The sequence below is a fragment of the Streptomyces sp. P3 genome (assembly GCF_003032475.1).
Classification (GTDB): Bacteria; Actinomycetota; Actinomycetes; order Streptomycetales; family Streptomycetaceae; genus Streptomyces.
The window spans coordinates 7,487,262-7,510,396 of sequence record NZ_CP028369.1; the positions used below are offsets into that span (position 1 = coordinate 7,487,262).

Here is a 23,135-nt window from a genome sequence, read left to right on the forward strand (position 1 = left end):
ACGTTCCGTGAAGCAGCACACGATCATCGACAGCCCGTACGGCCCGCTCACCCTCGTCGCCGACGACGGCGTCCTGTGCGGCCTCTACATGACCGACCAGCGCCACCGGCCGCCCGAGGAGGACTTCGGTTCCCGGGACGACCGGCGCTTCGGCGCCGCCGAGGAGCAGCTGGCGGCCTATTTCGCGCGCGAGTTGACGGAGTTCACCCTCGAACTGCGCCTGCACGGAACCCCGTTCCAGCGCAGCGTGTGGGCCGGTCTGCGGGCGATCCCGTACGGCGAGACCCGCAGTTACGGCGAACTCGCCGAAGCCCTCGGCAGCCCGGGCGCCTCCCGTGCGGTGGGCCTCGCCAACGGCCGGAACCCCATCGGCATCATCGTGCCCTGCCACCGCGTGATCGGCGCCGGCGGCGGCCTCACCGGCTACGGCGGCGGCCTGCACCGCAAACGCCGTCTGCTGGACTTCGAGAACGGAGCCACGGCGGCCGAGCGGACCCTGTTCTAGGGCGCCCGCCTGTACCGGCCGTGCAGCTCCACCGGCGATGCCCCTTCACCGGTCGTGGCCCCCGCCCGCTCACGCCCCTTGACCGCTGATGGCCCTGACCGCTCATGGCCGTGCCGCTTCGGCCGCCGCCCCCCGGCGGCAGCGGCGGAAGCATCCACCGTCACGGCACCGCCGGTGAGGGCGTTCACGAAGCCGCGCCGCCCGCAGGGCGCGCTACGCGCTCTCCTTCTCCAGGCTGCGCAGGAGCTTGGGCAGGGCGGTGCCGATGGGCTCGCGGATCACCTCGTCGGCGATGTCGTCGTACGGGGTCGGCTCGGCGTTGACGATGACCAGGCGGGCTCCGTGATCGGCGGCGACGCCGGCGAGTCCCGCGGCGGGCTGGACGCGCAGGCTGGTGCCGACGGCGATGAACACGGTGCACGCCTTGCTGATCGCCAGCGCCTGGCCGAGGACGACCGGGTCGAGCCGTTCACCGAACATGACGGTGGCCGACTTGAGGATCCCGCCGCACTGCGCGCAGGGCGGGTCCTCCTCGCCGGCCTCCAGGCGGGCGAGGGCGTCCTCCATCGGCCCGCGGGCGCGGCAGCTCGTGCACACGACGCTGCGGGCGGTGCCGTGCAGTTCCAGGACCTTGCGGGCGGGCACGCCGGCGAGTTGATGGAGCCCGTCCACGTTCTGGGTGATCACCCGCACGGGGACCCCGGACCTCTCCAGCTCGGCGACGGCCAGATGCGCGGCGTTCGGCTCGGCCTTCAGCGCCCGGCTCGTGCGCCGCATCTGCCACGAGCGCCGCCGGATCTCCGCAGCACCCATGTAGTACTCGTAGGTGACCAGATTCTCCGCCTGCGGATCGCGCCGCCACAGCCCGTTCGGACCGCGGTAGTCGGGGATGCCGGAATCGGTGGAGATGCCGGCACCGCTGAGGATGGCGACAAGAGGCTTGCTCATGTGTTCGAGCGTAGGGCGGGTCTTCGGTGGCCGCGAGCGTATTACCCGCCCGGGGCGAAGTGGCCGGTGCTACCTTCCCGGCATGGCCAAGGTATCCGTCTCGCTCGACGCCGAACTCGTCGTCGAGGTCATGGTGCTCACCGGTGTGGGCAGTCCGCAGGACGCCGTCGAGCTGGTCGTGCGCGACTACATCGCACGCGGTCACCGCACGGAGGCCCGTACCGCGGCCCGCGACGAGGCGCTGCGGGACGTGGACGGCAGGCAGCGCGACGTCGAGGGGTGAGCGGCCTCGCCGCAGGTCAGCGTGCGGGACGGCCGTTCTCCAGCTCGGCCGTCACCGAGCCGTCGGCCAGGGCGTCCAGCGCGGCCAGTGCGCGGCGGCCCAGCGCGCCCAGCAGATGGCCGGTGATCTCCTCGCGCGGCACCAGCCGCCAGGACAGCAGCTCCGACTCCTGCAGCCGGATCGCCCCGAGGTCGTCCTCGCGGAGGACGCCGCCGTCGTACACGTACGCCACCAGCGGCGGACGGTCCGGGCCGAGCACCCAGTCCACCGCGAGCAGCCGGCCGAGCTCACGGTCGAGCCCGATCTCCTCGAGCGTCTCGCGTCGCGCGGCCTGCCGGGGGCTCTCGCCCCCGTCGGACTCGATCGTGCCGCCCGGAAGGGCCCAGCCGGCCCGGTAGTTCGGCTCGACGAGCAGGACCCGCCCCTGAGCGTCGCGGAACACGGCGGCCGCGCCGGCCAGGACACGGGGCAGGGAGGCGATGTACGCCGTGCGGTCGGGCGTGCTGGAGGCGGTCATCCGGAAAGGGTACGCGGCGGGACCGGCGCCCGGCCGGGTCCGACGGCCGGGCACCGCATGACGGCACGGGCCCGCTGAGGTTAAGGTCACAACGGCGCGACTGGCCCTGACGTGCGCGGGGCCCGGAGAGCAAGGGATGGCAAGGTGGCGGACGCTGCACGGCAGGGCACCCGACGGGTGCTCGTGGCCGCGGACAAGTTCAAGGGCTCGCTGACGGCAGTGGAGGTCGCCGAGCGGGTGACGGCCGGGCTGCGCCGGGCCGTGCCGGACGTCGAGGTGGCGGCCCTGCCCGTCGCGGACGGCGGCGACGGGACGGTGGCCGCTGCGGTGGCGGCCGGGTTCGCACGCCGGGAGGTGCGGGTCGCCGGTCCGCTCGGCCAGGAGGTGACGGCCGCGTTCGCGGTGCGCGGCGACACCGCGGTGGTGGAGATGGCGGAGGCGAGCGGACTGCAACGGCTCCCGGCCGGCGTCCTCACCCCCCTCACGGCGTCCACGTACGGCTCGGGCGAGCTGCTGCGGGCCGCGCTCGACGCGGGTGTGCGGACGATCGTGTTCGGCGTCGGCGGCAGCGCGACCACGGACGGCGGCGCGGGCATGCTCTCGGCGCTCGGCGCGCGGTTCCTCGACGAGGACGGCGAGCCGGTGGCTCCGGGCGGCGGCGGCCTCGCGCGGCTGGCCCGCGCCGACCTGTCCGCGCTGGACCCCCGCCTCGCCGCGGTGAAACTGGTGCTGGCGAGCGACGTCGACAACCCGCTGACCGGGCCCAAGGGCGCGTCGGCGGTGTACGGGCCGCAGAAGGGCGCCTCGCCGGCCGACGTCGACACGCTGGACGCGGCGCTCGCGCACTACGCGCGCGTGATCGAGGCGTCGGTCGGGCCGCGGGCCGCCGAGTACGCCGACGCGCCGGGCGCGGGGGCGGCGGGCGGCATCGGCTACGGGGCGCTGCTGGTGGGCGCCCGCTTCCGCGCCGGCATCGAGGTCATGCTCGACGTGCTGGGCTTCGCGCCGGCGCTCGAACGGGCCGAGCTGGTGATCACCGGGGAGGGCTCGCTGGACGAGCAGACCCTGCACGGCAAGGCGCCCGCGGGTGTCGCCGCCGCCGCCCGGGCCGCCGGCAAGGAGGTCGTCGCCGTCTGCGGCCGCCTCGCGCTGCCGCCGGTGGAGCTGGGCCGGGCGGGCATCCGCCGGGCGTATCCGCTGACCGACGTCGAGCCGGACGTCGCCACGTGCATCGCGGATGCCGGACCGATCCTGGAACGCGTCGCGGAGCGGATCGGCCGCGACTTCCTGAGCTGACCGGCGACGGCGACTCTCCGGTCCCACCCGAACGACTTCCCGGTCCGCCGGAACGACCTACCCGGTCCGCCGGAACGACTTCCCGGTCCGGCCGGTGACGGCGCGCGCACTGGCAGAAAGGCGAAGGGGCCCGAACCGTGAGGTTCGGGCCCCTTCGCCGTCGTAGGACCGCGGGTGCGCTACGGCAGCTGCCCCGCGCGGGCCTCGCGCCGGTTGCCGCGGAAGTTGTTCACCCGGCGGGCCGTGGCGAACAGCGGGATGACCGCGCCCATGACCAGCTGCAAAGCGCAGCCCGTCTGGAGCAGGAGCTGACCGCTCGGGGCGTCGAACGCCCAGGCCGCCAGCAGGCCCATCGACAGCACGATCCAGATGAGCACCGCACCGGCGAGGCGGCCACGCGGCTTCGGGTACTCGACCCGGCTCACCATCAGCCAGGCGGTGCCCAGAATGGCCATCAGGGTCGCCTCGAACGGCAGGCCGAGCAGGACGATCGAGACGACCGTGAGCGCGCCGAACGGAGACGGCATGCCCTGGAAGGTGCCGTCCTTGACGGTGACGCACGAGAATCTCGCCAGCCTGAGCACCACCGCCAGCAGGACCACGATCGCGCCGACCGCCGCCACCCGCTGGTGGGCGTCGTCGGCGACCATGCCGTAGACCAGGACGAAGTACGCCGGCGCCAGACCGAAGCTGATCAGGTCCGACAGGTTGTCCAGCTCCGCGCCCATCGGGGAGGAGCGCAGCTTGCGCGCGACCAGGCCGTCGAAGAGGTCGAAGATCGCCGCGCAGAGCATCAGGATGACCGCCGTGGCCGCGCTGTGGCGGGCCATGCCGGATTCCTGGCTGCCGGTGAGGTGCGGGATCAGGATGCCGGTGGTGGTGAAGTACACCGCCATGAAGCCGCATGTGGCGTTGCCGAGGGTGAGCGTGTCCGCTATCGACAGACGCAGAGAGAGCGGCATCTCCTCTTCGTCGTCCACCTCGTCGGCCTCGGGCACCCAGCCCGCCTGGGTCTCCGGGTCAATCACGGTCAATGCGAGTCACCCCTGCCACGGTCTTCTGCCCCACCTCGACCGCGACGTCCACGCCCTCGGGCAGGTAGATGTCGACGCGCGAGCCGAAGCGGATCAGGCCGATCCGCTCGCCCTGCTCGACCTTCGTGCCCTCGGGGATGTAGGGGACGATGCGGCGGGCCACGGCTCCGGCGATCTGGATCATCTCGATGTCACCGAGCTCGGTGTCGAAGTGCCAGACGACGCGCTCGTTGTTCTCGCTCTCCTTGTTGAACGCCGGCACGAATCCGCCGGGGATGTGCTCGACCGACGTCACGGTGCCGGCCAGCGGCGCGCGGTTGACGTGGACGTTGAGCGGGCTCATGAAGATCGCGACCCGGGTGCGCCCGTCCTTCCACGGCATGATGCTCTGCACCACACCGTCGGCGGGGGAGATGACCCGGCCCTCCGCGATCTCTCGCTCGGGGTCGCGGAAGAACCACAGCATGCCCGCCGCGAGAGCGGTGGCGGGCACGGCGACGGCCTTGGCCGCTCCCGAACGGCGGGCGCGCAGGAGGCTGACGGCTGCGGTGGCGACGGTCGGCAGAAGCCACGGCGATGCTCCGCGCGCGAGGCGTGCGCCTACCAGGCTGTCGCGGTGTGCAGAGGTTTGGCTGTGGGGCATGGATGACCTTCGTAGCGGATGATGCCGCGCTTCGACGGGGGGACGGCGGCTTTCCGCGATCGTAGCGGTTCGGGGCCACAACTGGGTAAGTCAGGAAGCCGAGTCGACGGGACAGGGAAGTTGACGGGGTGTGACCTTCTTCTCGAAGAAAACACCCCCAACGCGGACAATCAGCCCTGGAACCGATACTCCTCGAGCAACCGGCGCCCGATGATCATTTTCTGGATTTCGGCAGTGCCTTCACCGATCAGCAACATCGGGGCCTCGCGGTAGAGGCGCTCGATCTCGTACTCCTTGGAGAAACCGTAGCCCCCGTGGATACGGAAGGAGTCTTCCACGACTTCCTTGCAGTACTCGGATGCGAGGTACTTCGCCATCCCTGCCTCGAGGTCGTTTCGTTCTCCGGAGTCCTTTTTGCGTGCGGCGTTCACCATCATCGCATGCGCGGCCTCGACCTTGGTAGCCATCTCGGCCAGCTTGAACTGGATGGCCTGGTGCTGGGCGATCTGCTTGCCGAAGGTGTGGCGCTGCTGGGCGTACCGGACGCCCAGCTCGAAGGCACGCTGAGCGACGCCGCAGCCACGTGCCGCGACATTCACGCGGCCCACCTCGACGCCGTCCATCATTTGGTAAAAACCACGGCCGGTGACCCCGCCGAGCACGCGATCGGGGGAAAGCCGCAGGCCGTCCATGATGAGCTCGGTGGTGTCGACCCCCTTGTAACCCATCTTGTCGATCTTGCCCGGGATGGTCAGGCCGGGGCGGACCTCGCCGAAGCCGGGCTCCTTCTCGATCAGGAAGGTGGTCATCGACTTGTGGGGCGCCGTGCCCTCGGGGTGTCCTTCGTCACTTCGCACGAGAACGGCCACCAAGGACGACGTACCGCCGTTCGTCAGCCACATCTTCTGGCCGTTGAGGACGTACTCCTCGCCGTCCTTCACGGCCTTCGACGTGATCGCCGACACGTCCGAGCCGAGACCCGGCTCCGACATCGAGAACGCGCCCCGGATGTCGCCGGCCGCCATGCGCGGCAGGTAGTGGTCCTTCTGCTCCTGCGTGCCGTGCTGCTTGAGCATGTACGCCACGATGAAGTGGGTGTTGATGATGCCGGAGACCGACATCCAGCCGCGGGCGATCTCCTCCACGCACAGGGCGTAGGTGAGGAGTGACTCGCCCAGACCGCCGTACTCCTCGGGGATCATCAGACCGAACAGGCCCAACTCCTTGAGGCCGTCGACGATCTGCTGCGGGTACTCGTCGCGGTGCTCCAGCTCGGTGGCCACCGGGATGATCTCCTTGTCCACGAAGTCGCGGACGGTGGAGAGGATCTCCTGCTGGATGTCGGTCAGACCGGCGGTCTGGGCGAGTCGTGCCATGGCTACTTCTCCTGCTCCCTGAGCTCGGGGCGGCCGGGCTGCTCGCCGCCGCGCTCCTTGATGTACGTCTCGGTCGGCACCATCACCTTGCGGCGGAACACGCAGACCAGCGTGCCGTCCTGCTTGTAGCCCTTGGTCTCGACGTAGACGATGCCGCGGTCGTTCTTCGATTTCGACGGCCACTTGTCCAGCACGGTCGTCTGGCCGTACAGCGTGTCGCCGTGGAAGGTCGGGGCCACGTGCCGCAGCGACTCGATCTCCAGGTTGGCGATCGCCTTGCCGGAGATGTCGGGCACGGACATGCCGAGCAGCAGCGAGTAGATGTAGTTGCCCACGACGACGTTCTTGCCGAAGTCGGTCGTCTTCTCGGCGTAGTTCGTGTCCATGTGGAGCGGATGGTGGTTCATCGTGAGGAGACAGAACAGGTGGTCGTCGTACTCGGTGACCGTCTTTCCCGGCCAGTGCTTGTACGTCGCCCCGACCTCGAACTCCTCGTAGGTGCGTCCGAACTGCATCGCGCTCAGGCCTCCGGGATCTCGAACTTCGACGTGCGCCGCATCCCGGCCGCCCGTCCCTTGCCGGAGATGACCAGCGCCATCTTGCGGCTGGCCTCGTCGATCATCTCGTCGCCGAGCATCGCCGAGCCCTTCTTGCCGCCCGCCTCGGACGTGCAGTAGTCGTAGGCGTCCAGGATCAGCTCGGCGTGGTCGAAGTCCTCCTGCGACGGGGAGAAGATCTCGTTGGACGCCTCGACCTGGCCCGGGTGCAGCACCCACTTGCCGTCGAAGCCGAGCGCGGCGGCGCGCTGCGCGACCGCGCGGTAGCCGTCCACGTTGCGGATCTGCAGGTAGGGGCCGTCGATCGCCTGGAGGTCGTTGGCGCGGGCGGCCATCAGGATCTTCATCAGGATGTAGTGGTAGGCGTCCGCCGGGTAGCCGGGCGGCTGCTCGCCCACGACCAGCGACTTCATGTTGATCGACGCCATGAAGTCGGCCGGGCCGAAGATGATCGTCTCGACGCGCGGGGAGGCCTGCGCGATCTCGTTGACGTTGTTGAGGCCCTGGGCGTTCTCGATCTGCGCCTCGATGCCGATGCGGCCGACCTCGAAGCCCATGGTCTTCTCGATCTGCGTCAGCAGCAGGTCGAGGGCGACGATCTGCTGGGCGTTCTGCACCTTCGGCAGCATGATGCAGTCGAGGTGGGGTCCGGCCCCCTCGACCACCGTCACGACGTCGCGGTACGTCCACTCGGTCGTCCAGTCGTTGACGCGCACCACCCTCGTCTTGCCGGTCCAGTCGCCCTCGTTGAGGAACTTGACGATGGTGTGGCGGGCCTCGGGCTTGGCGAGCGGCGCGCACGCGTCCTCGAGGTCCAGGAAGACCTGGTCCGCCGGGAGGCCCTGTGCCTTCTCCAGGAAGCGGGGGTTGCTCCCGGGCACCGCGAGGCAGGAGCGTCGCGGACGCAGACGGTTGACGGGCGTGGTCATGCGGGGACCTCCAGGGGGTCGAGCTTGTTCGCTTTGCGGATCTCGTCGACGATGCGGCCGATGATTCCGGTGATGTCGAAGTCCTTCGGGGTGAAGACCGCGGCCACGCCGGCGGCCCGGAGCTGCTCGGCGTCTCCATTCGGGATGATGCCACCGGCGATCACCGGGATGTCTGTGGCACCGGCCACACGCAGCCGTTCGAGGACGTCCGGCACCAGTTGGGCGTGCGATCCGGAGAGGATGGACAGGCCGACGGCGTGCACGTCCTCCTCGAGCGCCGCGTCCACGATCTGCTCGGGCGTCAGCCGGATGCCCTGGTAGACCACTTCGAACCCGGCGTCGCGGGCCCGCACGGCGATCTGCTCGGCACCGTTGGAGTGCCCGTCCAGGCCCGGCTTGCCGACCAGGAAGCGCAGCTTGCCGACACCCATGTCCTTCGCGGTCAGGTCCACCCTGCGGCGGACGTCGGCCATGGCCGAGCCCTCCTCCGCCGGGACCGCCACCGGCGCCGACGACACGCCGGTCGGAGCGCGGAACTCGCCGAACACCTCGCGCAGCGCCCCGGCCCACTCACCGGTCGTGACGCCGGCGCGGGCGCACTCCAGGGTCGCCTCCATGAGGTTGGCGGTGCCCTTGGCGGCCTCCTTCAGCTTCTCCAGCGCCTTGCACGGACGCGGGTGGTTGAAGGGCGGCTGGTACCGCGTGTCGCGCCAGTGCTGCAGGGAGGCGACGACCCGGGCCTCCACCGCCGGGTCGACCGTCTGGATCGCGGTGTCGAGGTCGGCGGTCAGCGGGTTGGGCTCGGTCGTCTCGAAGACGTTGACGCCGATGATCTTCTCCTCGCCCGACTCGATGCGGGCGCGCCGCTCGGCGTGCGAGGAGACCAGCTGCGACTTCAGGTAGCCGGACTCGACGGCGGCCATCGCGCCGCCCATCTCCTGGATCCGCCCGATCTCCGCGAGGGACGCCTCGACCAGCTCGGTGACCTTCGCCTCGACGACGTGCGAGCCCGCGAAGATGTCCTCGTACTCCAGCAGGTCGCTCTCCAGGGCGAGGACCTGCTGGATGCGCAGGCTCCACTGCTGGTCCCAGGGCCGGGGCAGGCCCAGGGCCTCGTTCCAGGCCGGCAGCTGCACGGCACGCGCGCGTGCGTCCTTCGACAGCGTCACGGCGAGCATCTCCAGCACGATCCGCTGGACGTTGTTCTCCGGCTGCGCCTCCGTCAGGCCCAGGGAGTTGACCTGGACGCCGTAGCGGAAGCGGCGCTGCTTGGGGTTGTCGATGCCGTAGCGCTCGCGGGTGATCTGGTCCCAGATACGGCCGAAGGCGCGCATCTTGCACATCTCCTCGATGAAGCGGACGCCCGCGTTCACGAAGAAGGAGATACGGGCGACGACGTCGCCGAACTTGTCGGCCGGCACCTGCCCGGAGTCCCGGACGGCGTCCAGCACGGCGATCGCCGTGGACATCGCGTACGCGATCTCCTGCACCGGCGTGGCCCCGGCCTCCTGCAGGTGGTAGCTGCAGATGTTGATCGGGTTCCACTTCGGCATGTGGGAGACCGTGTACGCGATCATGTCCGTCGTCAGACGCAGGCTCGGCCCCGGCGGGAAGACGTGCGTCCCCCGGGACAGGTACTCCTTGACGATGTCGTTCTGGGTCGTGCCCTGGAGCAGGGTGACGTCCGCGCCCTGCTCCTCGGCGACGACCTGGTAGAGCGCCAGCAGCCACATGGCGGTGGCGTTGATCGTCATCGAGGTGTTCATCTGCTCCAGGGGGATGTCCTGGAACAGCCTGCGCATGTCGCCGAGGTGGGCCACCGGCACGCCGACCCGGCCGACCTCGCCGCGGGCGAGGACGTGGTCGGAGTCGTAGCCGGTCTGGGTGGGCAGGTCGAACGCGACCGACAGACCCGTCTGACCCTTGGCGAGGTTGCGCCGGTACAGCTCGTTGGACGCCTCGGCCGTGGAGTGACCGGCGTACGTGCGCATGAGCCACGGCCGGTCCTTCTCCCGCAGTCCTTCGGCGGGCTGACGCTCAGTCATCTATGACCCCGGGTGTCTCAGATGTTGCGGAAGCGGTTGATGGCGTCGATGTGCTGGGCGCGCTTGGCCTCGTCGCGCACGCCCAGCCCCTCCTGGGGGGCCAGCGCGAGGACGCCGACCTTGCCCTGGTGGAGGTTGCGGTGCACGTCGTAGGCGGCCTGGCCGGTCTCCTCCAGGGAGTAGACCTTCGACAGCGTCGGGTGGATCCTGCCCTTCGCGACCAGCCGGTTGGCCTCCCAGGCCTCGCGGTAGTTGGCGAAGTGCGAGCCGATGATCCGCTTCAGTGACATCCACAGGTAGCGGTTGTCGTACTGGTGCATGTAGCCCGAGGTCGAGGCGCAGGTGGTGATGGTGCCGCCCTTGCGGGTGACGTACACGGAGGCGCCGAAGGTCTCACGGCCGGGGTGTTCGAAGACGATGTCGATGTCCTCGCCGCCGGTGAGTTCGCGGATGCGCTTGCCGAAGCGCTTCCACTCCTTGGGGTCCTGGGTGTTCTCGTCCTTCCAGAACCGGTAGTCCTCGGCGGTGCGGTCGATGATCGCCTCGGCGCCCATGGCCCGGCAGATCTCGGCCTTCTGCGGCGAGGAGACGACGCAGATCGGGTTGGCGCCGCCGGCCAGCGCGAACTGCGTGGCGTAGCTGCCGAGTCCGCCGCTGGCGCCCCAGATCAGGACGTTGTCGCCCTGCTTCATGCCGGCGCCGTTGCGGGAGACCAGTTGCCGGTAGGCGGTGGAGTTGACGAGGCCGGGGGCCGCCGCCTCCTCCCACGACAGGTGGTCCGGCTTCGGCATCAGCTGGTTGGACTTGACCAGGGCGATCTCCGCCAGGCCGCCGAAGTTGGTCTCGAAGCCCCAGATGCGCTGCTCGGGGTCGAGCATCGTGTCGTTGTGGCCGTCCGAGGACTCCAGCTCGACGGAGAGACAGTGCGCGACGACCTCGTCGCCCGGCCTCCAGGCGTTGACGCCCGGGCCGGTGCGCAGCACGACGCCCGCGAGGTCGGAGCCGATGATGTGGTATGGCAGGTCGTGCCGCTTGGTGAGCTCGCTGAGGCGGCCGTAGCGCTCCAGGAAGGAGAACGTCGAGACCGGCTCGAAGATCGAGGTCCACACGGAGTTGTAGTTGACCGAGGAGGCCATGACGGCCACCAGGGCCTCGCCCGGTCCGAGCTCGGGCAGGGCCACCTCGTCCAGGTGGATCGACTTGCGCGGGTCCTTGTCGCGGGTCTCCAGGCCCGCGAACATCTCCGTCTCGTCCTTGTGCACGGTGATCGCGCGGTAGGACTCGGGGAGCGGCAGAGCGGCGAAGTCGTCCGGCGTGGACTCCGGCGACTGGATCGCGTCCAGGATCTTGTTCATGGTCACGGTGTTGCCTCCGGCGGTGAGCGCCCTGAGGGAGGGGCGCTGGGGTGTACGTCGGTGCTGCTGAGGGTTCGGGGAAGTGCCGTCGGTTCGGCGGTGTGGTTCGGCAGCGCTTTGTGGCGCGGGAGGTTGCCTGTGACGCAGGCGTCCGGGCGCGCAATCCATGAGGGTTGCGGGGACAGCCGGCGTACGTGTGGTCTCTGCACGCCGGCCGCCCGGACATCTTCAACGTATGACACCGCGTGTCACCTCGCAAGGCACTGAGTGCCAGAACTTCCTCTCAGCTGAAATCTTTACGTAACAAATGAGCGATGATCGATCGAACGCGCGCGTAATTCCGCGCGAAAAGGTGCTCTGACATGCCAAAACGGCCACCCGGAGGGGTGGCCGTCATCACAGCGCGAAGGGACCGCGAGGGACCGTGGAGGGGCCGCGAGGGACCGTGGAGGGGCCGCGAGTCGGACGCGGAACCGACGCGGAGGGGGCTCAGCGCTCCTTGAGCGCCTGCTCGATGGTGCGCATGACCTCGTCCAGCGACGCGTCGGTCCGGGCGACGGTGACCAGCACCTCGCCCGCGGAGGAGACCGCCGCCGCGGCTGGCTGCGGGGCGGCGGCGCCCCGGCCGGCGCCGATGCCCGTCCCGAACGTCTTGCGCACGATGGCGAAGGCGTGGTCGAGCTGGCTCTCGACGTCGCCCTGGCCGCCGGCCCTCAGCCAGCGCCGCAGGACGTGGTTGTGGGCGGTGACCACGGCGGAGGCGGCGACCTCGGCGAGCAGCGGGTCGTCGTTGGCGTCGTCGTCGTGCGCGTGCTCGTCGAAATGGCCGAGGAGATAGCGGGTGAACAGCCGCTCGTAGCGGGCCACCGACGCGATCTCGGCCTCGCGCAGGGTGGGCACCTCGCGCGTGAGCTTGTAGCGGGCGACCGAGATCTCCGGCCGCGCCGCGTACATGCGCATGACCTCCTTGATGCCCCGGCACACCGTGTCCAGCGGGTGCTCGTGCGCGGGAGCCGCGTTCAGCACGGCCTCGGCCCGGATCAGGGTGTCGTCGTGGTCGGGGAAGATCGCCTCTTCCTTCGAGCGGAAGTGACGGAAGAAGGTGCGGCGGGCGACCCCGGCCGCCGCGGCGATCTCGTCGACGGTGGTCGCCTCGTACCCCTTGGTCGAGAACAGCTCCATGGCCGCGGCCGCCAGTTCTCGGCGCATCTTGAGCCGCTGGGCGGCCGCGCGGCCGCCTGCGGCGCTCTCCGGCGCGTCGGGCGTGGCTGGTGTACGTGAGGACCTGGCGGGCTGGGACATGACCCGAACGTACTGCATGTGCGCAGCTCGGTGCGCCTGTCCGGGGCTTCCCCCGCCCTCGGCGGGCGGGGGTGCTCCGGTGGGGCCGAGCAGGCCGCCCCAGTCCTTCGGCGCCCAGAACCAGTCGCCGGCGCCCTCAGCGGCGGGCATATTCGCGGAAGCCGCGGCCGGTCTTGCGGCCGAGGCAGCCCGCGGCCACCAGGTGCTCCAGCAGTGGCGCCGGCGCCAGTCCCGGGTCGCGGAACTCGCGGTGCAGGACCTTCTCGATCGCGAGCGAGACGTCGAGCCCGACGACGTCCAGCAGCTCGAAGGGGCCCATCGGATACCCGCCGCCCAGCTTCATCGCGGCGTCGATGTCGTCCAGGGTCGCGTAGTGGTCCTGCACCATCTTGATCGCGTTGTTGAGGTACGGGAAGAGCAGCGCGTTCACGATGAAGCCCGCCCGGTCCCCGCAGTCGACGGCGTGCTTCTTGATCCGCGCGCACACCTCGTGGACCGTCGCGTGGACGTCCTCGGCCGTCAGCACCGTGCGCACGACCTCGACCAGCTTCATCGCGGGCGCCGGGTTGAAGAAGTGCATCCCGATCACGTCCTGCGGGCGCGAAGTGGCCCGGGCGCAGGCGACGACCGGCAGCGAGGAGGTCGTCGTGGCGAGGACCGCGCCGGGCTTGCACACCTTGTCCAGAGTCGCGAAGAGCTGCTGCTTGACCTCGAGGTCCTCGGCGACCGCCTCCAGCGCCAGGTCGACGTCGGCGAACGCGTCGTAGGAGCCGGCCGGGGTGATCCGGTCCAGGATCTGCGCGGCGGCCTCGGCGGTCAGCCGGCCCTTGTCGACGGAACGCGCGAGCGACTTGCCGATCCGGGCCTTGGCGGTCTGCGCCTTCTCCTCGCTGCGGGCGGCGAGGACGACGTCGTAACCGGCCTTGGCGAAGACCTCGGCGATGCCGGAGGCCATGGTGCCGGAGCCGGCGACGCCGACCGAGGAGACCACGCGTCCCGCCGCCCCGGCCCCGTCCGACAGCGGGGTCAGCGCGTCCGGGACGACCGTCGCGCCGCCCGGGGTCTCGTAGGTGTAGAAGCCGCGGCCCGACTTACGGCCCGTCAGGCCGGCCTCGCTGAGCTGCTTGAGGATCGGTGCGGGGGCGTGCAGACGGTCGTGGGACTCGGCGTACATGGCCTCCAGGACCGTACGGGCGGTGTCGACGCCGATGAGGTCCAGCAGCGCCAGCGGGCCCATCGGCAGGCCGCAGCCGAGCCGCATCGCCGCGTCGATGTCCTCACGGGAGGCGTACCGGGCCTCGTACATCGCGGCGGCCTGGTTGAGGTAGCCGAACAGCAGTCCGTCGGCGACGAAGCCGGGCCGGTCGCCGACCGCGACGGGCTCCTTGCCCAGGTCGAGCGCGAGGTCGGTGACGGCGGTGACGGCGGCCGGGGCGGTCAGCACCGAGGAGACGACCTCGATCAGCTTCATGGCCGGCGCCGGGTTGAAGAAGTGCAGGCCCAGCACCCGCTCCGGGTGGGCCGAGTCGGCGGCGAGGCGGGTCACGGAGAGCGCGTTGGTGCCGGTGGCGAGGATGGTCCCGGGACGCACGATCCCGTCCAGCTCGCGGAAGATCTGCTGCTTGACCTCGTACGACTCCGGCGCCACCTCGATCACGAGGTCGGCGTCGGCCGCGGTGCGCAGGTCGGTGGAGACGCGGACCCGGGCCAGGACGTCCGTGCGCTCCTGCTCGGTGAGCCGCCCGCGCCGCACGGAGCGGGCGGTGGAGGCCTCCAGCGCGGCGACGGCGGCTGCGGTCTGGGCCTCGCTGACGTCGACGCCGATCACGTCGCGGCCGGCCGTGGCCAGGACCTCGGCGATGCCGGAGCCCATGGTGCCCAGACCGATGACGGCGATCGTCTGGAGCGGGGACAGAGGGGTGTCGGACAGGGGAGCGGCCATCGCGGGACTCCAGGAATGAGGTGACGACTGGGAACGCCCCCGGTGCGCCGGGGAGCCTCGAGAGGGCCGGGCGCACCGGGTGCGGAGAAAAGGGAGTGCGGGTGTGGTGCCGGGCTGCATGCGCACACGCCCGGTGCCGTCATTGCGGGCGTGCACACGCCCCATGACGAACAGGAGTTCCGACCGGCCCTGTCCCGTGGCCGGGTCGTACAGCGGTACACGCGGTACCGAACCGACATCTCGCGGCGACTGCGTCACCAGGCCGCCACGAGGAGGTGCTGCGAGTGGGTGACTCGCTCGAATGAGCTTAACCCGTGGGTAACGAGCGCGCCAGCCCCTTGGCTGTGATGCACCTCCCTTCCGGGACGAACACCTAGGCTCGGCCATATGGACGAAGAGTTGCGATCGCTCACGGAGCGCTTACGGCGGGAGTCGGGAGGCACGGCACTCTACGAGCGGCTCAACGCCACCGCCGACCACGACGCACTGGCGCAGGTGCTCATCGAGCCGGGACAGCCGCTGTGGGCCCGCGAACTGGCCGCGTTCCGGCTGGGGGTGGCCGGGGACCGCCGCGCCTTCGAGGCGCTCGTCCTGCTGCTCAACCACCGGGACCCGGCGCGCTGCGTCTGCGCCGCGCACGCGCTGGCCCGCCTCGACGACCCGCGCACCGCCCGTGCGGCCGCCGCCCTGGCCACCAACGAGCTGCGTGTGGCGTACGCCCTGCAGCCCGTCCGGCTGCTGGTGGAACTGCGCGCGCCCGAGGCCGTGCCCGCGCTGATCACGACGCTGCGGCGGCGGCTGCGGCCGCACGACCCCTACCGGCGGGTGGCGCTCGCCTGTGTGGAGGGGCTCGGCACACTGGGCGACGGCCGTGCCCGGCCGGTGCTGAACGACGCGCTCGCCCACCCGGTCCTCGCCGAGGCGGCCGTGCACGCGCTGGCGCGCATCCCCCGGCAGCGGTGAGCACCCGGACCGGGACCCGGACCCGGCGGACCCGGACCCGGCGGACCCGGGCCGCGCGGGCGGGTCAGCCGGTGCGAGGACCGGCCGGGAGGTCTCCGCGGTAGCGCACCTCGGGCGCCGCGACCCCGTCCACCTCGAAGGCCTCCTCTGCGCCGTCCGCCTGGAACCCCGCACGCTCGTAGAAGCGGCGGGCCGCGATGTTCCCCTTGAGCACCCAGAGGTACATACGGGAGTGCCCGAGGGCTCCGGCCCGTCGTACCGACTCCTGGAGCAGGGCGTGTCCGACGCCCCTGCCGAGGCGCCCCGGGTCCACGTAGATCGCGTACAACTCCGCGTCCGCCGTACGCACTTCGCCGTCACGGCAGGGGCCGTGGGCGGCCCAGCCGACCACCGTGCCGTCCTGTTCGGCGACCAGGCTCACCACGGCGGCGGCGCTCCGTGCGAAGAGGGCGCGGCGCTGCTCGGCGTCCTCGGCGACGCTCAGTCCGTCCAGGTGGGCATCGGGGAGCAGGCCCCGGTAGGCGCTCTGCCAGCCGCGGACCCGGATCTCGGAGACCCGGTCGACGTCGCCGAGCCGCATGTCCCGTACGGCGATCGGGAAGCTCATCGGACCGCCCCCGCCGGCGCCCCGACCCGCGTCGGGGACTCCGGGCGCAACGGCCCGGCGGGGGCCGCCGGGGCGACCCCGGCGGGGGCGGACATCCTGATCGGTGCGCTCATGCGTCCATGGTGGACCACGGGTCCGACAACGCCCCCGACGGGTCGGGGCGGACCGCTCAGCCCCGGAAGCCCAGCAGCCCGTGCAGGGTGGAGCCGCGGGCCGAGGACTGCGTGACCTTCGAGCTCAGCGGCTCGGGGTCGGGCTGTGCCGCGCAGACCGCGTCGGCCTCGCCGCTCCCGCGCGGCACCGTGCCGTCCGCCAGGTACGCCGCGAGATGCTTGTCCAGGCAGGCGTTGCCGCTCAGCGTGATGCCGTGGTTGCCGCCGCCCTCCTCGACCACGAGGCTGGAGCCGCGCAACAGCGCGTGGACCGTCGCGCCGCCCTCGAAGGGCGTGGCCGCGTCGTTCGTCGCCTGGAACAGCAGGACCGGCGGCAGCGAGCCGTTGGTCACGTTCACCGGGCCCCGCGGCCGGGTGGGCCAGAAGGCGCACGGCGCGTTGTACCAGGCGTTGTTCCACGTCATGAAGGGCGCCTTCGTGTACACCGACCAGTTGTCCGCGCGCCACCGGTTCCAGTCGTTCGGCCAGGAGGCGTCACGGCACTGCACCGAGGTGTACACGCTGTAGCCGTTGTCCCCGGCGGCGTCCACGGCCGCGAGGGTCTTGTACGCCTTGACCAGCGGGCCGGTGTTCCTGTCGTTCGCGTAGGCGGCGAACGCCTCGGCCAGGTGGGGCCAGTAGCCGTTGTAGTAGCCGCCGGGCAGGAAGGTGTCCTCCAGCTCCGAGGCGCCCACCGTGCCGTCGGCCGGCTTCTTCCCGAGGGCCGCCCGCATGGCGTACCACTTCGTCTCGACCTCGGCGGGGTCGGAGCCCAGCCGGTAGGCCGTGTCGTGCTTGGCGATCCAGGCCATCAGGGCGCGATGGCGGTCGTTGAAGGCCAGGTCCTGTGTGAGGTTGTCCTCGTACCAGACGCCGGTCGGGTCCACGACCGAGTCCAGGACCAGCCGCCGCACCCGCTCCGGGTACAGCCTGGCGTACACCGCGCCGAGGTAGGTGCCGTACGAGTAGCCGAAGTAGTTCAGCCGCGGTGCGCCCACCGCCTCACGGATCGCGTCCATGTCGTGGACCGCGCCGAGCGTGTCGATGTACGGCAGCACGTCGGCGTACTTCGCGGCGCAGGCCTCGGCGAAGGACCGGGCGCGCGTCAGGTTGGCCCGCTCGATCGCCCAGGTGAGCGGCACCGAGTCCGGTCGGACGGCGGCGAAGTGGCCCGGCCTGCAGTTCAGGGCCGGCGTGCTCCGGCCCACCCCGCGCGGGTCGAAGCCGATGACGTCGTACTGTGCCGACACCGCCTTGGGCAGCGCCGAGGCGACGAAGCCCGCGAGGCTCAGCCCCCGGCCCCCGGGGCCGCCCGGGTTGACCAGCAGCGGCCCCTGGTACGTCCTCGCGGTGTGCGGGACGCGGGACAGCGCCAGCGTGATCTGTTTCCCGCCGGGCCGCGCGTGGTCGAGCGGCACCTTCAGCGAGGCGCACTGGAGCCTGGGCTGGTCGGTGGTGCTGCAGCCCTTCCAGGCGAGCTTCGCCGCGGGGCCGGGCGCGGGAGCCGAGGGGTGCGACGGGCTCGCGCCGGCGGGCACGGCCGTGATGGTCGCGGCCACGACGGCGACGGCGGCGCACAGCGCGGCTGCGCGTGGGTTCATGGAGGGCTCCCAGGACGGAGGTGGTCGGACCGCGCAGGTCACGGCCCCTGCCGGATCGTCCCGGAAAGTCCGTCCCGATGAACCTGTTCCGGCCTCGGCCCACCCGTTCGGGTCGCCGGATGCGCTCGAACGCGCTCAGATCAGCGTCAGTTGGGTCGGCCCGGAGCCGGTGGGCTCCTCGGCCGGCCCGGGCTGCGGTACCCGGCGGGGCATCCCCGCGCGCGTGGGTCCGATGCCGTACTCCTCGGCCAACTCGTGGACCTGGCGGGTGATCCGCCGCTGGTACCACTTCGGGGCGTAGGAGCCGTCCGCGTAGAGCCGTTCGTAGCGGCGCACCAGGTGGGGGTGGTGCTGCCCGAGCCAGGCCATGAACCACTCGCGGGCGCCGGGGCGCAGGTGCAGCGCGAGCGGGGTGACGGAGGTGGCCCCGGCGGCCGCGATCGCCCGCACGGTGGCGCGCAGTTGGGCCGGTTCGTCGCCCAGGAAGGGGATGACGGGCGCCATCAGCACGCCGCAGCCGATGCCGTGCTCGGTGAGGGTGCGCACCACGTCCAGACGCCGCGCCGGTGCCGGGGCGCCCGGCTCCACCGTGCGCCACAGCTCGGTGTCGGTGAAGCCGACGGAGACCGACACGCCGACCTCGCCGACCTCGGCGGACTGCCTCAGCAGGTCCAGGTCGCGCAGGATCAGGGTGCCCTTGGTCAGGATCGAGTAGGGGTTCGCCCGGTCGCGCAGGGCGGCCAGGATGCCCGGCATCAGCCGATAGCGGCCCTCCGCGCGCTGGTAGCAGTCGACGTTCGTGCCCATCGCCACGTGCTCGCCGTGCCAGCGGGGCGAGGCCAGCTGGCGGCGCAGCAGCTCCGGCGCGTTGACCTTGACGACGATCTGGGTGTCGAAGCCGGTCCCGGTGTCGAGGTCGAGATAGCCGTGCGTCTTGCGGGCGAAGCAGTACACGCACGCGTGCGTGCAGCCCCGGTAGGGGTTCACCGTCCACTCGAACGGCATCCGGGAGGCGCCCGGTACCCGGTTGAGGATCGTGCGGGCCCGGATCTCGTGGAAGGTGATGCCGGCGAACTCGGGCGTGTCGAACGTCCTGGTCGTGACCGCGTCCGCACCGAACAGCGCGGCGTCGGCCGGCCGGTCGTGGCGGGTTGTGTCGGTCTCCGCGGTGAGGTTCTCCCAGCGCATGACGCCTCCTCGGTAGCACTGATCCCACAATAGAACATGTGTTCCCATGATCGTGCGAGGGGCGTTCGGCGGCCCTTTTCGATCGCCCCGCGATCGCTGCCGGACCCCCGATTTGGGCGGCCGAGGACCGGGGTGGTTGGCTTGCCCCGCAGTCGAGGAACCCCGAATTCCTGAGCAACCCTGAGCAACCCTGAGCAACACGGACCTGGAGGAACCCCATGGCGCAGGTCGAGGCCACCACCGAGCGGGTCGTCGCGGCAGACCCGGAGAAGGTGTTCGACACGATCGCCGACTACAGCGGCACGCGCGCGAGGCTGCTGCCCGAGCACTTCAGCGAGTACGAGGTGCGCGAGGGCGGCGACGGCGAGGGCAGTCTCGTCCACTGGAAGCTCCAGGCCACCAGCAAGCGCGTGCGGGACTGCCTCCTGGAGGTCACCGAACCGACCGACGGCGAACTCGTCGAGAAGGACCGCAACTCCTCGATGGTCACCGTCTGGCGCGTCACCCCGGCCGGCGAGGGCAGGTCCCGCGTCGTGGTCACCACCACCTGGGACGGCGCCGGCGGCATCGGCGGCTTCTTCGAGCGGACCTTCGCCCCCAAGGGCCTCGGCCGCATCTACGACGCGATCCTCGCCAACCTCGCCGCCGAGGTCGAGAAGTAGCCCAACGCGCCTGCGCCCACGGCGCGTTGACGACGGTCAGCGGTCGCCGTGGTGCTCCCGGTGACCGGGCACATGAGCGGGACCACTCCGGTGAAGGGTGCCCTGACCGCCGCACCGCCGCGTCCCCTGCACAGGCTCCTCCGCCCGCCGCGTCGAGGACGTGCGGGTGATCCTCCTCGACGCGGCCGGCGACGTCGTGGACACGCCCACCACGGGTGGGGGCGGCGTCCTCCGCTCCGGCGGCCTCTCCCGCCGCGGGCGTGCCGTCGCCGCCGCCGGTCCTCCGCCGGTCGCCACCGTCCGCCGGTCGTCACCGTCCTCCGGGCGGCCGACGGCGGCCGACCGGAACGCGATCCGCGGTCCGGTCACGAGGGCTGAGCCCGCTCCGGGCGGCCACGCGACCTGCGGCGTACCCCGGCGTACCCGGGGGGAAACCAATTCCGTCATTGCCGCACATGCCCACGGGCGTGGCCGTACGGTGGTGCTGCGGGACAGATCTTGCACAGCTCTGGGGAGAGAGGGCCTGGGCCATGGACCGTGGCACCGAGAGGGACGCGCCTTTCAGCCGCGGAGCCGGCGGGGAGACGGCGGACCGGGCGGGAGGGGAGCGCGCACGGCCGCAGGGCGACCTGCCCGTGGACGCCGGGCGCGTCCCGCTGGCCGTGGTCGTGGTGGACCGCGAAGGTCTCGTCTCCCACTGGAGCACCGGCGCACGCCGGCTCTTCGGCGTCGGCAAGGACGAGGCGATCGGCCGCCCGGCGATCGATCTGCTGCCCGTCGCCGGCGCGCTCCCCGAACCCGACGACGACCTGCCCTACGGCGACTTCCCGGGCGGCGCCTACAGCGAGTACGGCGCCTACGACGGTCTCGGACCCGGACTGGACTCCTCCCTGGACCGCGGACTCGGCTACCCGGCGGCCGGCCGGGCCCGGCTGACCGTGCCCGAGCGGGACCGCGTCGACGTGCTCTGGTGGGCCTACCCGCTGGCCGGGCCGGGGACGGAACGGCTGCTGGTGCTGGCCGCCGACGCGGCGGTCCTGCGCCGGACGGAACCGGCGGACGCCCTGGCCGTGGAACGCGTCGCGCCCGGCTTCGCCGTGCACACCGACTTCCCCGGCGCGGCGGATCTCGCCCGCCGGCTGCCCGAGATCCTGCCCAGCATGAGCGTCGGCGAGAGCGCCCGCATCGTCGGTCAGATCCTCGAACTCGGCTATCCCGTGCTGGAGTTCAGCCAGAACGAACGGGTGCCCGTGACTCCCGACTGGGGGGTGGCTTGGCGCGTCGAGCGAAGAGAGCGCCGCGAGCACGCCGCCCGCGCCGCCGCCGAAGGGCGGCCGATACCCGACCACGCGGCCGACGAGGGCGACGACCTCGAGTACCTCGCCGTCCGTGAGCGTCTGGAGTTCCTCAACGAGGTCAGCGGGCGGATCGGCACCTCCCTCGATCTCTCCCGCACCATCGTCGAGGTCAGCAGAGCCGTCGTGCCGCGCTTCACCGACGTGGCCGGCACCTATCTGCGCGAACAGGTCGTCGCCGGTGAGGGCTTCCCCGAGGGTGTGCCGGACACGACCACCATGTGGCACCGGGTCGCCCTCGAGCACACCGACGAACCCGGCCGCTGGGACGATGTCGTGCCCGTCGGCGAGGCCATGCCGTTCCCCGCGCACACCCCGTTCTTCCAGTGCATGACCACGGGCGAGCCGGTTCTCGTGCCGCGCATCAGCGAGCAGATGGGCCACGCCATCGCCTCGCAGTTCGACAAGCGCGACATCCGGCCCCTCATCACCGGCCGCTCCATGCTGGTCGTCCCGCTGAAGGCGCGCAACGTCGTCCTCGGTTTCATGATCCTGCTGCGCCACCCCGAGCGCGTCGAGTTCAACGACATGGACCGGGTCACCGGCGCCGAACTCGCCGCCCGCGCCGGCCTCGTGCTCGACAACGCCCGCATGTACACCTACCAGGAGTCCGTCGCCGAGACCCTCCAGGACAGCATGCTGCCGCACATCCCGCGCCGGATGGCGGGTTGCGACATCGCCACCCGTTATCTGCCGGGCACCCTGCTGGGGCGGGTCGGCGGTGACTGGTTCGACTCGGTGAAGCTGCACGGCGCCCGCACCGCCCTCGTCGTCGGCGACGTCATGGGCCACGGCCTCAACTCGGCCGCCATGATGGGCCAGTTGCGCACCGCCGTGCAGACCATGGCCGCCCTGGACCTGCCGCCCGCCCAACTGCTGCGCAACCTCGACGACCTGGCCCAGCGGCTGGGCGACGGCTATCTCGCGACCTGTCTGTACGCCGTGTACGACCCGATCGCCGGCGAACTGCACCTCGCCAACGCGGGCCACATCCCGCCCGTGCTGGTGCGCGCCGCCGACGGCCGCAGTGAACTCCTCGAACTGCCCACCGGCGCGCCCATCGGCGTCGGCGGCGTGCCCTTCGAGGCGGTGCGGGTGCCCGTGGCGCCGGGCGACCGGCTGGTGATGTGCACCGACGGGCTCGTGGAGATGCGGGGCGAGGACATCGGCGTCGGTCTGGCGACCCTGTGCGAGTCCGCCGCCCATCCGGCCGCCTCGATGGACGACGCCTGCGACACCATCATCCGCGCCCTCAACACCCGGGGCGGCCGCAAGGACGACGTCGCCCTGCTGATGGCCCGACTGGGCGGCATCGCACCGCGGGACGTCGCCGAACGGCGGTTCCCCCCGGACCCGGCGGAGGTCGGCCGGGCGCGGGCGGCGGTCCGCGAGCAGCTGCACGACTGGGGGCTCGGCGAGGCGGCCGGCACCGCCGAACTCCTGGTGAGCGAGCTCGTCACCAACGCCGTACGGCACTCCCGGCGCAGCCCCGTGACCGTGCGTCTGGTCCGCGGCGACACCCTGCTGTGCGAGGTCGACGACGACGATCACGAGCTGCCCACCCTGCTGAGCGCCGGTCCCGGCGACGAGGTCGGGCGCGGACTGCGCGTGGTGAGCACGCTGGCCCGCGAGTGGGGCGCCAGCCGTACCCGCTCGGGGAAGTCCGTGTGGTTCGAACTGGCGCTGCCGCGGCGCTGAACCCCGGCACGGCCCCACGCCGGGGACGGGGAGCGGGGACGGGGAGCGGGGGCGGTCGCGGGGGGTGCGTCACACCCCGCGGATCGCGAACGCGGCGTGAAGGAACGCGCACCGTGCTTGTCGCGGCGACCGGGGGACGGTAGACCGTACTCGCCCGTCGCTCACGACGGATCGGCT

Annotated in this window: 20 protein-coding genes; 6 read left to right on the forward strand and 14 right to left on the reverse strand. The window is 71.5% G+C overall.

Features of this window, described 5'->3' with window-relative positions; genetic code table 11:
* Nucleotides 1-7 precede the first annotated feature (7 nt).
* Nucleotides 8-505, forward strand: coding sequence for a methylated-DNA--[protein]-cysteine S-methyltransferase (locus tag C6376_RS33025; protein ID WP_107446700.1), 498 nt, complete (start codon nt 8-10; stop codon nt 503-505).
* 213 nt (nt 506-718) lie between these two features.
* Here C6376_RS33025 and C6376_RS33030 read toward each other — a convergent pair whose 3' ends face one another.
* A complete protein-coding gene (locus C6376_RS33030; RefSeq protein ID WP_107446701.1) occupies nt 719-1,453 on the reverse strand; it encodes a Sir2 family NAD-dependent protein deacetylase in 735 nt (244 codons plus the stop codon).
* Between the two features lie 82 nt (nt 1,454-1,535).
* Between C6376_RS33030 and C6376_RS33035 the strand changes: the two genes are divergently transcribed.
* Nucleotides 1,536-1,736, forward strand: coding sequence for a type II toxin-antitoxin system VapB family antitoxin (locus C6376_RS33035; RefSeq protein WP_107446702.1), 201 nt, complete (start codon nt 1,536-1,538; stop codon nt 1,734-1,736).
* Nucleotides 1,737-1,752: 16 nt separating this feature from the next.
* Here C6376_RS33035 and C6376_RS33040 read toward each other — a convergent pair whose 3' ends face one another.
* Nucleotides 1,753-2,253 carry an NUDIX hydrolase gene (locus C6376_RS33040; RefSeq protein WP_107446703.1) on the reverse strand — a complete coding sequence of 167 codons (501 nt, stop codon included), beginning with the start codon at nt 2,251-2,253 and terminating at the stop codon, nt 1,753-1,755.
* A gap of 177 nt (nt 2,254-2,430) precedes the next feature.
* Here C6376_RS33040 and C6376_RS33045 point away from each other — a divergent pair, with 177 nt between their 5' ends.
* Nucleotides 2,431-3,549 carry a glycerate kinase gene (locus C6376_RS33045; protein ID WP_107446704.1) on the forward strand — a complete coding sequence of 373 codons (1,119 nt, stop codon included), beginning with the start codon at nt 2,431-2,433 and terminating at the stop codon, nt 3,547-3,549.
* A 179-nt stretch (nt 3,550-3,728) separates the two neighbouring features.
* Here C6376_RS33045 and pssA read toward each other — a convergent pair whose 3' ends face one another.
* The 9 genes from pssA to C6376_RS33090 all read right to left on the reverse strand — a co-directional run bounded on the left by pssA (nt 3,729) and on the right by C6376_RS33090 (nt 14,732).
* Nucleotides 3,729-4,547 (reverse strand): CDP-diacylglycerol--serine O-phosphatidyltransferase, encoded by an 819-nt coding sequence (gene pssA / locus C6376_RS33050; protein ID WP_107446705.1) that lies wholly within the window; start codon nt 4,545-4,547, stop codon nt 3,729-3,731.
* 22 nt (nt 4,548-4,569) lie between these two features.
* Complete coding sequence (locus C6376_RS33055) at nt 4,570-5,226, reverse strand: phosphatidylserine decarboxylase (protein WP_057582234.1); 657 nt, start codon at nt 5,224-5,226, stop codon at nt 4,570-4,572.
* 170 nt (nt 5,227-5,396) lie between these two features.
* The gene (locus C6376_RS33060) at nt 5,397-6,602 is read right to left on the reverse strand and encodes an acyl-CoA dehydrogenase family protein (protein WP_107446706.1); all 1,206 of its coding nucleotides are present in this window, start codon (nt 6,600-6,602) and stop codon (nt 5,397-5,399) included.
* A 2-nt stretch (nt 6,603-6,604) separates the two neighbouring features.
* Nucleotides 6,605-7,117, reverse strand: coding sequence for a MaoC family dehydratase (locus C6376_RS33065; protein WP_107446707.1), 513 nt, complete (start codon nt 7,115-7,117; stop codon nt 6,605-6,607).
* Nucleotides 7,118-7,122: 5 nt separating this feature from the next.
* Nucleotides 7,123-8,088, reverse strand: a complete 966-nt coding sequence (locus C6376_RS33070) for a CoA ester lyase (protein ID WP_107446708.1) — start codon at nt 8,086-8,088, stop codon at nt 7,123-7,125.
* Nucleotides 8,085-10,133, reverse strand: a complete 2,049-nt coding sequence (locus C6376_RS33075) for a protein meaA (RefSeq protein WP_107446709.1) — start codon at nt 10,131-10,133, stop codon at nt 8,085-8,087. The genes C6376_RS33070 and C6376_RS33075 overlap by 4 nt, the downstream gene beginning before the upstream one ends.
* 17 nt (nt 10,134-10,150) lie before the next feature.
* Nucleotides 10,151-11,488, reverse strand: coding sequence for a crotonyl-CoA carboxylase/reductase (gene ccrA, locus C6376_RS33080; RefSeq protein WP_107449335.1), 1,338 nt, complete (start codon nt 11,486-11,488; stop codon nt 10,151-10,153).
* 489 nt (nt 11,489-11,977) lie between these two features.
* The gene (locus C6376_RS33085; RefSeq protein ID WP_216825698.1) at nt 11,978-12,790 is read right to left on the reverse strand and encodes a TetR family transcriptional regulator; all 813 of its coding nucleotides are present in this window, start codon (nt 12,788-12,790) and stop codon (nt 11,978-11,980) included.
* Nucleotides 12,791-12,926: 136 nt separating this feature from the next.
* Nucleotides 12,927-14,732 (reverse strand): 3-hydroxyacyl-CoA dehydrogenase family protein, encoded by a 1,806-nt coding sequence (locus C6376_RS33090; protein ID WP_107446711.1) that lies wholly within the window; start codon nt 14,730-14,732, stop codon nt 12,927-12,929.
* A 387-nt stretch (nt 14,733-15,119) separates the two neighbouring features.
* Between C6376_RS33090 and C6376_RS33095 the strand changes: the two genes are divergently transcribed.
* Nucleotides 15,120-15,695: an adenylosuccinate lyase gene (locus tag C6376_RS33095; protein WP_107446712.1), complete on the forward strand. Its 576-nt coding sequence runs from the start codon at nt 15,120-15,122 to the stop codon at nt 15,693-15,695.
* Nucleotides 15,696-15,759: 64 nt separating this feature from the next.
* Here C6376_RS33095 and C6376_RS33100 read toward each other — a convergent pair whose 3' ends face one another.
* The 3 genes from C6376_RS33100 to C6376_RS33110 all read right to left on the reverse strand — a co-directional run bounded on the left by C6376_RS33100 (nt 15,760) and on the right by C6376_RS33110 (nt 19,243).
* Entirely contained in the window at nt 15,760-16,302 is a 543-nt protein-coding gene (locus C6376_RS33100; RefSeq protein WP_107446713.1) for a GNAT family N-acetyltransferase, read from the reverse strand.
* Between the two features lie 169 nt (nt 16,303-16,471).
* Complete coding sequence (locus C6376_RS33105; RefSeq protein ID WP_107446714.1) at nt 16,472-18,055, reverse strand: alpha/beta hydrolase; 1,584 nt, start codon at nt 18,053-18,055, stop codon at nt 16,472-16,474.
* Nucleotides 18,056-18,190: 135 nt separating this feature from the next.
* Nucleotides 18,191-19,243: an Rv2578c family radical SAM protein gene (locus C6376_RS33110; protein ID WP_107446715.1), complete on the reverse strand. Its 1,053-nt coding sequence runs from the start codon at nt 19,241-19,243 to the stop codon at nt 18,191-18,193.
* A gap of 218 nt (nt 19,244-19,461) precedes the next feature.
* On the opposite strand from C6376_RS33110, the gene C6376_RS33115 reads away from it, so the two are divergent.
* Together C6376_RS33115 and C6376_RS33120 are read left to right on the forward strand one after the other, a co-directional pair.
* Nucleotides 19,462-19,905, forward strand: a complete 444-nt coding sequence (locus C6376_RS33115; RefSeq protein ID WP_107446716.1) for an SRPBCC family protein — start codon at nt 19,462-19,464, stop codon at nt 19,903-19,905.
* Between the two features lie 530 nt (nt 19,906-20,435).
* Nucleotides 20,436-22,958: a SpoIIE family protein phosphatase gene (locus tag C6376_RS33120; protein WP_107446717.1), complete on the forward strand. Its 2,523-nt coding sequence runs from the start codon at nt 20,436-20,438 to the stop codon at nt 22,956-22,958.
* The last annotated feature ends 177 nt before the right edge of the window (nt 22,959-23,135 follow it).

What these genes read in the sequence shown, in the direction of transcription:
- C6376_RS33085 (WP_216825698.1), bottom strand. Translation starts at nt 12,790, where the DNA reads ATGTCCCAGCCCGCCAGGTCCTCACGTACACCAGCCACGCCCGACGCG.
- C6376_RS33100 (WP_107446713.1), bottom strand. Translation starts at nt 16,302, where the DNA reads ATGAGCTTCCCGATCGCCGTACGGGACATGCGGCTCGGCGACGTCGAC.
- C6376_RS33075 (WP_107446709.1), bottom strand. Translation starts at nt 10,133, where the DNA reads ATGACTGAGCGTCAGCCCGCCGAAGGACTGCGGGAGAAGGACCGGCCG.
- ccrA (WP_107449335.1), bottom strand. Translation starts at nt 11,488, where the DNA reads ATGAACAAGATCCTGGACGCGATCCAGTCGCCGGAGTCCACGCCGGAC.
- C6376_RS33055 (WP_057582234.1), bottom strand. Translation starts at nt 5,226, where the DNA reads ATGCCCCACAGCCAAACCTCTGCACACCGCGACAGCCTGGTAGGCGCA.
- C6376_RS33035 (WP_107446702.1), top strand. Translation starts at nt 1,536, where the DNA reads ATGGCCAAGGTATCCGTCTCGCTCGACGCCGAACTCGTCGTCGAGGTC.
- C6376_RS33115 (WP_107446716.1), top strand. Translation starts at nt 19,462, where the DNA reads ATGGCGCAGGTCGAGGCCACCACCGAGCGGGTCGTCGCGGCAGACCCG.
- C6376_RS33110 (WP_107446715.1), bottom strand. Translation starts at nt 19,243, where the DNA reads ATGCGCTGGGAGAACCTCACCGCGGAGACCGACACAACCCGCCACGAC.
- C6376_RS33090 (WP_107446711.1), bottom strand. Translation starts at nt 14,732, where the DNA reads ATGGCCGCTCCCCTGTCCGACACCCCTCTGTCCCCGCTCCAGACGATC.
- C6376_RS33065 (WP_107446707.1), bottom strand. Translation starts at nt 7,117, where the DNA reads ATGCAGTTCGGACGCACCTACGAGGAGTTCGAGGTCGGGGCGACGTAC.
- C6376_RS33095 (WP_107446712.1), top strand. Translation starts at nt 15,120, where the DNA reads ATGGACGAAGAGTTGCGATCGCTCACGGAGCGCTTACGGCGGGAGTCG.
- C6376_RS33060 (WP_107446706.1), bottom strand. Translation starts at nt 6,602, where the DNA reads ATGGCACGACTCGCCCAGACCGCCGGTCTGACCGACATCCAGCAGGAG.
- C6376_RS33120 (WP_107446717.1), top strand. Translation starts at nt 20,436, where the DNA reads ATGGACCGTGGCACCGAGAGGGACGCGCCTTTCAGCCGCGGAGCCGGC.
- C6376_RS33030 (WP_107446701.1), bottom strand. Translation starts at nt 1,453, where the DNA reads ATGAGCAAGCCTCTTGTCGCCATCCTCAGCGGTGCCGGCATCTCCACC.
- C6376_RS33070 (WP_107446708.1), bottom strand. Translation starts at nt 8,088, where the DNA reads ATGACCACGCCCGTCAACCGTCTGCGTCCGCGACGCTCCTGCCTCGCG.
- C6376_RS33105 (WP_107446714.1), bottom strand. Translation starts at nt 18,055, where the DNA reads ATGAACCCACGCGCAGCCGCGCTGTGCGCCGCCGTCGCCGTCGTGGCC.
- C6376_RS33040 (WP_107446703.1), bottom strand. Translation starts at nt 2,253, where the DNA reads ATGACCGCCTCCAGCACGCCCGACCGCACGGCGTACATCGCCTCCCTG.